This is a genomic window from Arthrobacter sp. Y3221157, assembly GCF_059089865.1.
On the sequence record NZ_JBNHFD010000104.1, the window covers coordinates 1 to 12,274 of the forward strand.

Here is a 12,274-nt window from a genome sequence, read left to right on the forward strand (position 1 = left end):
GCTCAAACGCTTCCTCCAGGTCCGGGACGACACCTGCCGCACACCGTACTGCGACGCGCCCATCCGCCACCACGACCACATCACCGCCTGGCACAACAGCGGAACCACCACCGCGAAGAATGGCCAAGGGCTCTGCGAAGCCTGCAACCACACCAAAGAAACCCTAGGCTGGACAGCAAAACCGCTACTGACACCAGGCCTCCGGCACACAGTCCAAACCCGAACACCCACCGGGCATCTCTACCGATCTACAGCGCCGCCATTACCTGGCAGCGGACCAGCAGCGGCCGCAGCTCCCACAAGCGGCGGGTTGCTTGACAGACCTATCAAATGCAGCACCCCTACCCAATTAGGGGCACCAATCCTGGGACACGCTGCTGCGAAAAGCTCGGTCCAGGTGTTGGGCAGGGCAGGTCCCCCGGAATAGTGCGAACAGGGCTGCGGCGGGGTTCCCAGCAGGAGCTGTGGCGGCTCAAAGAATCAGTCCTGCTTCTTGGCCCGGCTTGGCTGTACCCGTGGCGGCTCGCCGGGCATCTTTGGGTAGTCCGGCGGGAAGGGCAGTTCACCGAGGCCGTCTTTGACGTCGCGTTCCCACCACTCCAGCAGGGTGTCGATGCTGCCGGGGTTACGGTGGAAATCGGCCCAGGGGTCGCCGGTGGTCCGCAGGCGCTCCGGAACAGTGAGGATGGTGAAGTTCTTCGGATCGGCGTTCCCCAGCTCATCCCAGGTGATAGGGCAGGATACCGGCGCATGCGGCAAGGCGCGCGGGCTGTAAGCGCCGGCAATGGTGCGGTCCCGGTTAGCCTGGTTGAAGTCGAGGAAAATCCGCTGGCCCCGTTCCTCCTTCCACCAGGCTGTGGTCACTTTGTCCGGCATCCGGCGCTCCACTTCCCGCGCCGCGGCAATCACGGCGTGCCTGACATCCAGGAACTCGCGGACGGGCGCGATGGGCGCGTAGACGTGGAGGCCCCGGTTTCCTGACGTCTTGATGAAGCAGTCCAGGCCCGCTTCTGCCAGCACTTCCTTGAGGACCAGCGCGGCCGGAACGGCGTCGTCGAAATCTGTTCCCGGCTGCGGGTCGAGGTCGATCCGCAACTGGTCCGGGTTGTCCGTGTTTTCTGTCCGGGACGGCCAGGGATGGAACACCACTGTGTTCATCTGGACTGCCCACACGGCCGCCGCAGGCTCATCCAGCACCAGCTGCGGATGGGAGCGTGCGCTGGGATAAACCACCTTGACCGAGCGGACGAAGTCCGGTGTCCCTTTAGGCGGGTTTTTGGAGAAGAACATGTCCCCGTTGATGTTGTCTGAGTACCTCTGCAGGGACACGGGCCGGTCGCCGTTCGCGGCAATGAAGGCCTCCCCCACATCGCAGATGTAGCGGGCCAGGTCCAGCTTGGTCAGGCCCAGGTCCGGCCACAGGACCCGGCTGGGGCTGGAAATGCGCATTTCGCGTTCGCCGTGGGGACCCTGGACCGTGATGGTGGTCTGTTCGCTCGCCATGGGGACAACGTACACCCCGCCGTCCTGAAGGCGGCACATTTCAGCCGCCGCGGTCAGGCATGATGGAGTCATGCCCGATGCCGAAACACACCTCGCCCTTGACGTGGACGGGACCAAGGTCTCCGCGGCCTATGCCTGCCCCGAAGAGCACTGGGCTACAGTGGTGGTCGCCCACGGTGCCGGAGCCGGCATGGAACACCCCTTCCTCCGGGGCTTCACCCGTGCCCTCAATGCCCTGGGACTGGCCACCCTTCGGTTCAACTTCCCGTACCGTGAAGCCGGGCGCCGGTTTCCTGACCGGCCTCCCGCGGCCATCGCCACCTGGCGGGCCGCCATGGCGGAGGCTGTGGGGCAGGCTGCCGCGTATGGAGGCTCCGGTCCGTTCTGGGCTGCCGGGAAGTCGTTTGGCGGCCGGATGGCGTCGATGGCGGTGGCGGACGGGATGCCGGCCGACGGGCTCATCTACCTGGGGTATCCCCTGCACCCGCCGGGAAAACCAGAGAAACTGCGTGACGAGCACCTGTACGGGATCACCACCCCCATGCTGTTCCTGCAGGGCACCCGCGACACCTTTGCCACACCCGAAATCCTAGAGGGCGTAGTCTCCCGCATCGGGCCGTCAGCTGTACTTCAGTGGATGGAGGGCGGCGACCATTCCTTCGCCGTGGCTGGCCAGAAACGCCAGGCGGACGAGATAGGGGCTTCGCTGGGAGCGCCCGTCGCCGGGTTCATCCGCGCCAACAGTCACTAGGCCCCCGGGGCAGCATCCGCTACGCGGCGTCCTCGTGCCACCAGCCCTCCCAGGCTGTGGAGGTGAGCTGTCCCTCGGGGAAATCCGTTTTTTCGGTGCTCCCGCTGGAAGACCACGCGTCGTCGCCGCGCCGGCCGTCGAGCAAGAGGTTAACGCTGTTCAAGAGAAACATCTTTACGTCCTTCCATAAGTTGAATGGACCACGCTGTCCATGTACCTGTGAGCCTAACCAAGGCATGTTTCAGCACGTCGACGCAACGTTTCGATCTTGTATCGGAGTTATCACCCGGCCGCACCAACACAGACAGGAAGCAACTCGAAACGGCTACCTGCGCTGCTTGGTCCGGGCCGTGGCAGGCTCGCTCCACGGGTCCTCCGGCCACGGATGCTTGGGGTAGCGGCCCCTCATCTCCGCCCGGACCTGACCGTAGGGGCCGGACCAGAAGGAAGTGAGGTCGTCGGTCACCGCCAGCGGACGGCGGGCCGGGGACAGCAGATGGAAAAGCACAGGCACGGTGCCGCCGAGCAGCCGCGGCGACTCGGCGAGGCCGAAGCACTCCTGCAGCTTCACGGCGACCACCGGGCGGGTGCCGTCCTCATCGTGGCCGGGATAGTCGATGGTGATCCGTGAACCGCTGGGAACCTCCAGCCATTCCGGGGCAAGGTCGTCAAGCCTGGCGGCCTCGGGCCAAGGCAACAGCCGGCGCAGCGGCTGGGCGAGGTCCACGGACCCGACGGCGGCCCCTGCCGCAAGCGTTTCGAGCTCAGGTCCCAGCCACTCATCGAGGCACAGCAGGAGGCCCGCGTCCGAGACGTCCGGCCACGGCGCCCCCAGTTCCCGCCTCAGGAAGGCAAGACGGCGGCGCAAGCCCGCGGCCGCCGTCGACCATTCCAGGACAGCCAGACCCTCCTTGCGCAGGGCGCCGATAACCGCGGACCTGCCCTCTTCCGGTCCGGGGCGGACTGGCGTGTCAGCAAGCACGATCGCGCCGAGGCGGCGGACCTTACGGGCCGTCACCCGCCCCTGGCTGAACTGGGCCTCGACAGTCTCGGCGACGAGGCCGGAGGCAGCGGCCAGGGCAAGTTCGCCGGTCAACGGTGCCGCCGCCCGGATGACGGCGCCGGTGCCGGCAGAGTCCCGTCCGTCGGCCCGGGACACCTCGGCCACGGCCAGCCACTCCTGCCCGGACAGGGCGCTTCCTGCAGGAAGTCCCGCCCGTGTCCCGGAGGAAAGCAGGTAGCGGGCCGGCCCGTCGCCCGGTACAAGGCGGGCCACCCGGTCGGGAAAGGCGAGGGCGACGACGGCCCCCACCGCCGCGCTGTCCGCGCCCTCGATGGATAGGGCCGGTTGCGGGGCGGAAGACATGGTCCGGGCCAGTCGTTCCAGCCGCCGGGCTTCTTCGGCCCAGCGCCGCCCGGCGGGGCCGGAGTCACTGCGGAGCCGGGACAGGAGGCCGGGCAGGTCTGCGCCCGGAGCCCGCTGGTCGCCGGCCACGGCCGCCACCACTTCGGCCGCTTCCCGGGCTCCGAGGGCTGCGGAACCGTCAAGCAGGGCGCGGGCAAGCCGCGGGTCAGCCGGAATCCCGGCCAAGATCCTGCCGGCGGACGTGGCATGCCCGTCGGCGGAAACCGCGCCGAGGTCCCGCAGCACCTCCACGGCGTCCTCGAGGGCCTGCCGCGGCGGTCTGTCCGGAAGGGCCAGGCCCTCACCGCCAGGGGACCCCCAACAGGCAAACATCAACGCAGCCCCCGTTAGGTCCGCCACTCTCATCTCCGGTGTTACGTGGGCAGGTGACGCCCCATACGCCTGCTGGCTGTAGCAGCGCACTACTCTTCCCGGGCCCTGGCGGGCAGCCCGTCCCGCACGCTGGTCTGCCGATGCCCGCGAGCAGGAAACCGTCACCAGGCCGCTCATCCCGCGGCCGGAGTCCCTGCGCGGCTCACGGGTCAGGCCGGAATCAACCACCAGCCGCACCCCCGGTACGGTCAGTGACGACTCGGCCAGGTCCGTCGAAACGATGATCCGCGGGCTCTCCCCCGGCCTGCGTCCGGACACCGCCCGGTCCTGCTCAGCGGCGCCCACCTGGCCATGCAGTTCCAGGACGTCCACGGCCGGCCCCAGCCGCCGCCGCAGCCCTGCCGCCACCTGCGAAACTTCCCGGGCACCGGGAACGAAAACCAGCGCGTCCACACTGCTGTCTTCGGCCAGCACTTCCGAGTGCGCCCGCGCCGCCGTCTCCGCCAGGTGGTCCAGGAAGCCCAGCGCCACTCCCCTGCCGTCCAGCCGCAGGCCGCCGCCCGGAACCCACGCCACTGCCAAGGGATGAAGCACCGAAGGGCAGTCGACCACGGGAGCCGCGGGTCCGCCGTCGGGATCCCCCAGCAGGGAAGCGAAACGGGGCGCGTCCAGGGTGGCGGACATTGCGGCGACGGTGAGGTCCCCGCGGAGCTGCCGCACTTCGGCCAGCATGCCGACCAGCAGGTCGGTCTCGAGGCCGCGCTCGTGCACTTCGTCCAGGACGACGGCGGCGGTGTCCTCAAGGCCCGGATCCGCCAGCAGGCGGCGCAGGAGTATGCCCGGGGTTACGAATTCAACGAGCGTTTCCGCTCCTGCCTGCCGTTCCCCGCGGACCGTGTAGCCCACCCGGCCGCCAAGTCGGGACCCGTCCAGGGCAGCGAGCCGCCGTGCCGCAGCACGCGCCGCAACACGCCGCGGCTGCGTCACCACCACCCGTCCAGCCGGGTGCACAAGGTTTGCCAGCAAGGGCGGAACAAGGGTGGTTTTGCCGGTGCCGGGCGGCGCTTGTACTACTGCCGTGCCGTTGGCAAGCGCATCCTTCAACGCGCCAAGCGAGCCTGCGAATGCCAGCCCCGCACCGATGGCATCGAGGTCGAAGGCCGTAGCTTCGAGGGGCCGTTCCTGCCGGCTGGATAAAGTCACCCGTCCATTTTGCCCGCTCCAGGTGGTTACTGCTTGCCTTGGGCTTTGCCCTTTCCTTTACTCTCCTTGGCCACGTCCGGGACCGCAGCGGGCGGTTCGGCCTGGTCTGCCGGTGGCAGCGGCGCAATGACCGGCTCTTCCGGCACCTGCTGGACAGGTTGGGGCTGCGTGTCCGCTGCCTCAGACGGGACGGTTTCCGTGGTACCCGGTGCGGCCGCTGCGCCCGCCTGGGACGCCTGCGAAGCCAAGTACCCGTCGATGTCTGTGCGGACAGCCGCCAGCGCTGTCTCAATGCCACGAAGCCGCGGTGCTGAAATCCGCCCATCGCGGGCCGCGGCATCCAGGTCGCTTTCCAGCGCCTGAAGGGCGGCCAGGGCTCCGTCCATCCGGTTCTCGGCGGCGGCCTGGCTGATGCTCAGGACCCTGATCTGGAAACCACGGAGTGTTGCTGTATCCGAATCGGACGGCCGGAAACCGGTGGTCACCGCGAAGACAATGGCGGCCACGGCAAGCGCGGCCACAAGCGCTGCGGCTGCTGTCCGCATCCGCCGCCCCGGCACAGGTCCCGCTGCCACTTGCCGGGCTTTTACTGACCTTGCTTTGACTGGACGTGCCGCTCCCGCCAGACTCTGCTGCCCGGCAGGCTGCAAGTCAGGCCGCATGCCGGCCCCGCAGGGGTGGAACCGCTGCGGGCCTGGGGGCCAGCACGGACACACTGGCAAGCCGGACCTCGGGCGCCTCTGCTGCCGGGAGGGCGGACGCTACAGCCGTCACCGCAGGGGCTGAACCGGCGCGGGAGCGGACCCGGCGGACAATCCTGCGAAGGCCGGACCGTACCAGCATTGCCGCCAGGTGGCCGAGTCCTACGCCCAGCAGGACGTGGCCGGCGAGATACTGGCCGCCCAGGCCTGCAGCGCCGCCGAAGGGGGCGCCCGCTGCCACCGCGGCTCCCCCGGCCGTCAGCGTGATTGACAAGGCAACCGCAAACACTGTGCCCATTACTCCTGCTTCCATCATCCGATTCATCAGCAAGCTTACTAGTAATGCTCAGCAAGCTTACTACCTAACTTAGGAGGCGCAAGAAGGGAGTCTGAGCGAAAAGCCGCCGGCGCCTGCGCGGACCGGCGCGAAGAACACCCGCCGGCTCTGGACAGTAATAATCAGCAGGCTTAGCATTTTTCCAACGGTTCGGTCTTCGGATCCGCAGCTGGCAGCGGCTTTCCGCAGGGCCTTCCGGGAGGCAAGAAATCAAACGAGGTATGGCATCAGGAGACAATCATGGCAACGGCACGGGAAATCATGACCGGCGGCGCGGAGTGTATCGGCGAGAACGAGACTCTGGAGGCGGCCGCCCGCAAAATGAAGGACCTCGACGTTGGGTCGCTCCCCATTTGTGGCGAGGACAAGCGGCTCAAGGGCATGCTGACGGACCGCGATATCGTCATCAAATGCCTGGCGGAAGGCGGCGACCCGCGGTCAGTCAAAGCCGGTGAACTCGGCCAGGGCAAGCCTGTGACCATCGGCGCCGACGATTCCATCGAAGAGGCGATCAGGACCATGCAGGACCACCAGGTGCGGCGCCTTCCGGTTATTGACGGGCACAACCTCGTCGGCGTCCTCAGCCAGGGCGATATCGCCAAGAACTACCCTGAGGACCGGGTGGGCGAGCTGGTGGCTTTCATCTCCTATTGATCATCACCAAAAGAATGCTGCCGCAGCCGTCCACGGCTGCGGCAGCTTTCTGTTCCTGACAGGCAGGTCAGCCGGCAGCCTCAAGGAGTCGCTCCGCCGGTGCCAGTCCTGCATATCGCCCCTTGAAGAACAGCAGCGGCTCGGCGTTCCGCCGGGCACTGAGGTGCCGCACGGCCGCCACCACGATGGTGTGGTCGCCGCCGTCGTATTCGGCGTGCAGTTCGCAATCAATCCAGGCCAGGGCGTCGTCAAGAACGGGGTTGCCCAGCGGCGAGGTCGTGTGGCTGACCCCGGCAAACTTGTCCGAGCCGGACCGGGCGAACTGCGCGGCCAGGTGCTGGTGCTCTGCGGGAAGGATATTGACAGTGAAGGAGCCGGCCTCCCTCAGCACCGGCCAGGTGCTTGATGTCCTCGCGGGGTTGAAGGTGACCAACGCAGGTTCCAGGGACAGAGAGGCGAAGGACTGGCAGGTGAACCCGGCCGGCCCGTTCCCGGTGGAGCCTGAGACGACCGTCAGTCCTGTGGCAAAGGTGCCAAAAATGTCCCGTAGCCGGCGGGGTGCCAGGTCGGAGGTGATTGTCATGGGTGTGGCCTCTCGCTTGGATCGTCACCTCACCAAACCAAAGGCCCGCCAGGGCGATCAAGCCACTGCGCAACGCTCCGACGCGTCCCGCAACGGGCCGTCATGGCGGGTCATTGCGCGACACCGGCCGTCACACGCTGGCCAGTGTTACACCCGGGATGCGGCGGCCTTACGCCGTCCGGTCGAGCGCGTCGAGGAGCCGCCGCACCGAGCCGCCCAGGTTCCAGTCCGCCGCCAGCCGCTCCAGTTCCGCGCGCGGGTTCCCGGTCACCGGTCGCAGGCGCGCGCCCACCTCCTCAAGGCCGGGAAGTTCGAGGTTCCGCACCAGCCGTACGACGGCGGGGGCTACTTCGAGGTAGTCGGCGGCAGCGGCGAGCTTGGCCCGGACCGGGCCGGCCAGTCCGCTGCCGTCGTCCTCTGCCGCCTCCAGCAGCCCCTCAAGGGTGCCGTACTTCAGGAGCAGGGAAGCCGCCGTCTTCTCGCCGATTCCGGCAACGCCAGGCAACCCGTCGGAGGCGTCGCCCCGGAGGGTGGCGTAGTCGGCGTACTGCTGCGGCAGCACCCGGTATTTGGCCACCACCGTTTCCTCGGTGACCACTTCGAGGTTCCGCATCCCGCGGGCGGTGTAGATGACGCGGACCTGCCGCCCGTCGTCGCATACCTGGAACAGGTCGCGATCGCCCGTGACGACGTCCACCGGGAAGGCGGCATTGCTCGCGTAGGTGCCCACGACGTCGTCGGCCTCGTGCTCAGCGGCACCCACGATGGCGATGCCGGCGAGGCCCAGCACCTCGCGGATCATGGGAAGCTGTGCCTCGAGCGCGTCCGGGACAACCTCGATGTCCGGGGCGTCAACGACGGACTCGGCCACCCGGTGCGACTTGTAGGTCGGAATGAGGTCCACGCGCCACTGGGGACGCCAGTCATCATCCCAGCAGGCCACCAGGTGCGTGGGCCGGTAGTCGGTGGCCAGCCTCGCGATCATGTCCAGCAGCCCGCGGACCGCGTTGACAGGTGTTCCGTCCTGCCGGCGGACCGTGTCCGGCATGCCGAAGAAGGCACGGAAATACAGGGAGGCAGTGTCCAGCAGCATCAGGCGGTCCGGCATACCTGCATCCTGACACGGATCTGCCGGGGTTTGCAGCCGCCCACGCGGGTCTGCCGTTGCCAGGCATAGGATGCAAGCAGGTCATACCGGGCCTGATGCGGAGCGCAACGGAGGGTGGCATGAATCTCGACGACCTGGTGTTCCATCCCTGGGCGGTGCAGGGGCCGCGAGACGTGCCGACGCTGGTGGGGGGCTCCGGAAGCCATGTCTTCGACGACGGCGGCCGGCGATACCTGGACTTCGGCTCGCAGCTGGTGTTCGCCAACCTCGGCCACCAGCATCCGCGCATCGTAGCGGCGATCAGGGAGCAGGCGGACCGGCTCTGCACGCTGGCACCCGGCTGGGCGTCCGATGTGCGGGGAGAAGCGGCGCGCCTGATCGTGGACGTGGCTCCGGAGGGCCTGGGCCATGTCCTTTTCACCAACAGCGGCACGGAGGCCATAGAGCATGCGGTGCGGATGGCACGGCTCTTCACAGGACGGCCCAAGGTGCTCGCCGCCTACCGCTCGTACCACGGGTCGACGACGACGTCGATCCACCTTACGGGCGACCCCCGCCGCTGGCCCTCTGACACCGGAACGGCCGGCGCTGTCCACTTCTTTGGACCATTCCTGTACCGGTCGGCGTTCGGATCGACGACGCCGGAGGAAGAATGTGAACGCGCCCTGGCCCACCTGGAACAGGTGATCCTGCTAGAAGGCCCGGGCACCATTGCCGCGCTGGTCCTGGAATCGGTAACAGGCAGCTCGGGCGTCATCGTACCCCCGCCGGGATACCTGCGCGGGCTCCGCGAGCTCTGCGACCGGCACGGCATTGTCTATGTTGCCGACGAGGTGATGGCCGGTTTTGGCCGGACGGGGGCCTGGTTCGGCGTGGACCATGCCGGTGTGGCGCCGGACCTGATGGCGTTCGCAAAGGGTGTCAACTCCGGTTACGTGCCCTTGGGCGGGGTCCTGATCTCCGATGCTCTTTACGAGCTGTTCACCACCCGCCCCTACCCGGCGGGCCTCACGTACAGCGGCCACCCGCTGGCTTGCGCGGCTGCCGTGGGCGCCATTTCGGCGATGCGCGACGAGAACACCATTGCGGCCGCTGCCCGCCTCGGTTCCGAGGTGCTGGGGCCCGGCCTCCGGGAGCTCGCCGGCAAGCACCGGGTTGTCGGGGACGTGCGCGGCATTGGCGGGCTGTGGAGCCTGGAGCTGGTGCGTGACCCGGTGACGCGGGAGCCGCTGGTGCCGCCGGGCGCCGTCGGCCCGACGAACGCGCCGATGGCTGCCGTGGCAAAGGCGTGCCTGGAGCGGGGCCTGCTGCCTCTGGTCCTGGGCAACCGGCTGCACGTCGCTCCCCCGCTGAATGTCAATGACGACGACGCCGCGGCGGGCCTGGCCATCCTGGACGAGGCGCTGTCCGCCGCGGATGCGTACGCAGCCTGATCCTCAGGCAGGCCTGGGGGGCCCTGTCAATGCTGCCTGACCTGCGGAAACAGACACACTGAATCCGGTTCGCCGCAGCTGTGCCGGAACCGTCCCGCATCAGGCACAATGTGGTTCATGGGGCGTTGGAGTGAGGACCGGGTTGTCAGCGCCGCGCCTGACGATGCCTCCCTCGCGGCCGCGCGCAGGCTGGCCCATCCGGGACCCTGGTCCGATACCGGCAGCAACCAGGACCTGGTCTGGGGAAAGTGCCAGGGAAGCGGAAAGACCCCGTACCAGGTAAGCGTGGACACCACGGCGCCCGCATACCGCTGCACCTGCCCGAGCAGGAAGTTCCCCTGCAAGCATGCCCTCGCCCTGCTGCTCCTGTGGGCCGGGGGCGAGGCCGCCGCGGCCGGCAGCGAGACCGCCGGCTATGCCCAGGAATGGGCAGCCAAACGGACCGGTCTCTCCGTTGCCCGCAACCAGCGCCAGGGTGCTGAGCCTGCGGATCCGGCGGCGCAGGCCAGGCGGCTGGCAGACCGGATGGCGCTGATGGACACCGGCATTGACGACTTTGCCCGCTGGCTGGCAGACCTGGTGCGGACAGGGCTCGCCCCGGTACGCAACCAGCCGTACTCCTGGTGGGACGGGGTGGCGGCCCGGCTGGTTGATACACAGCTTCCCGGCCTGGCCGACCAGGTGCGTGCCATGGGATCGGACGTCCATGCCCGCGCCGACTGGGCCGACCACCTGTTGCTCCATGCGGGCCGCTGGTGGGCACTCACCAAGGCCTGGCGGCAGCGGGACCGGCTTGGGCCCTCAGAACTGGCTGACCTTCGCGCAGCAGTGGGATGGCCTACGCCCTCCGCTGAGGTGCAGGGGTCCGAGGCGCTGCCCGGACCCTGGCTGGTGCTGGGCGCCCACCGCAGCGACGATGGCCGCCTCCAGCAGCAGCGCACCTGGCTGCGCGGTCCGGACGGAACAGTGGTGGTGCTCCTCGACTTCGCCGCCCGGGGTGAGGCGTTTGCCATGCCACAACTGGCAGGGGCCATGCTGGACGGAACCGTCGCACGCTATCCCGGCACCGCACCCCGGCGTGCCCTGTTCAACGCTCCGGCCGCGCCCCGGGGTGCGGCCGGAGGGCTCGGTCCGGGCTGCAGCATCCAACAGGCCCTGGAAGCGGAGTCGCGCGCCGTCGCGGCCTCCCCCTGGCGGGACCGGCATCCGGTACTGCTTTCCGGCGTCCGGATCTGCCCCGTGGACCACGGGTGGGTGCAGGACGGGTCCGGCCAGGGACTGCCACTGGTTGACGCCCGCCTCGGCTACCTGCTGGCGCTGACAGGCGGGCACGCCGTCGAACTTTTCGGGGAACTGGAGGAGGGCCGCCTGCGTCCCCTGTCGGTTGTTGTTGGCGGGTCTGTGGTGACCGCATGAAGTGGCTGGCGGAACTCCGCGCCTCTGCGCTCGTGGGCACGGGCCGCCACCCGGCCCCTGCGCCGCCGGCCCAACTAAACCTCGACGCTCCCGCCGGCCTCTCCGCCGAGGAATCGCTGCTTGACCAGGCGGCCCTGGCGGACGTGGCAATGCGTGCGGCCCGGACCGCCGGGCAGGTTCCGGACGGCCACCTGCCGGCGGCGCCGCCTGACGACGCCCCGGCAGCCGACGGCGAAGCCGCCAGGCTTTTGGAACTGCTCCTTAACCAGCCCCCGGTCGGGGCTGAGTTGCGGACCCGCCTGGTGGCTGACTGGCTTCAGCTCGCGGAACGCGCGGGCCGTCGGGTGCCGCACCCGCTGTTGCCTCCCTTGTTCTCCCTGGCGGACTCGCAGCCGCGCGTCGCCGAACGGCTCCACCCGGCCATCGGGACGCGCGGCCGCTGGCTTCAGGACGTCCTGAGGCCAGGACGCACGGCCTTCTCGCCCGGCACCATGCCTGTGGCGGAGGAAGCCGGTACCGCCGCCAGCCTGGTACGGCTGCGGAGCACCGACCCGGCTGGCGCCGCTGGCAAGCTGGCCGCAGACTGGGACGGCCTTGGCACCCGCGACCGCGCCAGCCTCCTGGCGCTGCTTTCGACGAACCTCTCCGCGGCTGACGAGCCCCTGCTGGAACGGGCGCTAGATGACAAGGCAAAAAGCGTGCGGGAGGTTGCGGCCGGGCTCCTCGACCGGCTTCCGGACAGCACCCGGGCAAGCCGCATGGCGGCCCGCCTCCGCCCCCTGCTGGGCACCCGCGGCATGCTCCGCAAGCGGCTGGAGATCGACCTGCCGCCCGATCCCGACGCTGC

13 protein-coding genes are annotated in these 12,274 nt (G+C 68.8%); 6 read left to right on the forward strand and 7 right to left on the reverse strand.

The features are described 5' to 3' along the window. Positions 1-427, forward strand: a 427-nt coding sequence (locus tag AC5RTT_RS18140; protein ID WP_494146361.1) for an HNH endonuclease, incomplete at its 5' end; no start/stop codon positions are given. 53 nt (positions 428-480) lie between these two features. Here AC5RTT_RS18140 and ligD read toward each other — a convergent pair. Further along, positions 481-1,503, reverse strand: coding sequence for a non-homologous end-joining DNA ligase (ligD, locus tag AC5RTT_RS18145; protein WP_494146362.1), 1,023 nt, complete (start codon positions 1,501-1,503; stop codon positions 481-483). 70 nt (positions 1,504-1,573) lie between these two features. Between ligD and AC5RTT_RS18150 the strand changes: the two genes are divergently transcribed. Then, entirely contained in the window at positions 1,574-2,254 is a 681-nt protein-coding gene (locus AC5RTT_RS18150; protein WP_494146363.1) for an alpha/beta hydrolase family protein, read from the forward strand. Positions 2,255-2,273: 19 nt separating this feature from the next. Here AC5RTT_RS18150 and AC5RTT_RS18155 read toward each other — a convergent pair whose 3' ends face one another. The 4 genes from AC5RTT_RS18155 to AC5RTT_RS18170 form a co-directional block, all read right to left on the reverse strand. Then, positions 2,274-2,426, reverse strand: coding sequence for a hypothetical protein (locus AC5RTT_RS18155; protein WP_494146364.1), 153 nt, complete (start codon positions 2,424-2,426; stop codon positions 2,274-2,276). A gap of 153 nt (positions 2,427-2,579) precedes the next feature. Further along, complete coding sequence (hrpB, locus tag AC5RTT_RS18160) at positions 2,580-5,195, reverse strand: ATP-dependent helicase HrpB (protein ID WP_494146365.1); 2,616 nt, start codon at positions 5,193-5,195, stop codon at positions 2,580-2,582. Positions 5,196-5,221: 26 nt separating this feature from the next. Continuing rightward, entirely contained in the window at positions 5,222-5,740 is a 519-nt protein-coding gene (locus tag AC5RTT_RS18165) for a hypothetical protein (protein WP_494146366.1), read from the reverse strand. 106 nt (positions 5,741-5,846) lie between these two features. Beyond that, on the reverse strand, positions 5,847-6,194 hold the full coding sequence (locus tag AC5RTT_RS18170) for a hypothetical protein (protein WP_494146367.1): 348 nt from the start codon (positions 6,192-6,194) through the stop codon (positions 5,847-5,849). A gap of 279 nt (positions 6,195-6,473) precedes the next feature. Here AC5RTT_RS18170 and AC5RTT_RS18175 point away from each other — a divergent pair, with 279 nt between their 5' ends. After that, complete coding sequence (locus tag AC5RTT_RS18175; protein ID WP_494146368.1) at positions 6,474-6,887, forward strand: CBS domain-containing protein; 414 nt, start codon at positions 6,474-6,476, stop codon at positions 6,885-6,887. A gap of 67 nt (positions 6,888-6,954) precedes the next feature. Here the strand turns inward: AC5RTT_RS18175 and AC5RTT_RS18180 are convergent, their stop codons facing one another. Both AC5RTT_RS18180 and AC5RTT_RS18185 read right to left on the reverse strand, forming a co-directional pair. After that, positions 6,955-7,470: a flavin reductase family protein gene (locus tag AC5RTT_RS18180; protein ID WP_494146369.1), complete on the reverse strand. Its 516-nt coding sequence runs from the start codon at positions 7,468-7,470 to the stop codon at positions 6,955-6,957. Positions 7,471-7,639: 169 nt separating this feature from the next. Then, positions 7,640-8,578, reverse strand: coding sequence for a 5'-3' exonuclease (locus tag AC5RTT_RS18185; protein WP_494146370.1), 939 nt, complete (start codon positions 8,576-8,578; stop codon positions 7,640-7,642). A gap of 119 nt (positions 8,579-8,697) precedes the next feature. On the opposite strand from AC5RTT_RS18185, the gene AC5RTT_RS18190 reads away from it, so the two are divergent. The 3 genes from AC5RTT_RS18190 to AC5RTT_RS18200 form a co-directional block, all read left to right on the forward strand. After that, a complete protein-coding gene (locus AC5RTT_RS18190; protein ID WP_494146371.1) occupies positions 8,698-10,011 on the forward strand; it encodes an aspartate aminotransferase family protein in 1,314 nt (437 codons plus the stop codon). Between the two features lie 117 nt (positions 10,012-10,128). Next, entirely contained in the window at positions 10,129-11,427 is a 1,299-nt protein-coding gene (locus AC5RTT_RS18195) for an SWIM zinc finger family protein (RefSeq protein WP_494146372.1), read from the forward strand. Continuing rightward, positions 11,424-12,274, forward strand: an 851-nt coding sequence (locus tag AC5RTT_RS18200) for a DUF5691 domain-containing protein (RefSeq protein WP_494146373.1), incomplete at its 3' end; no start/stop codon positions are given. The genes AC5RTT_RS18195 and AC5RTT_RS18200, both read left to right, overlap by 4 nt.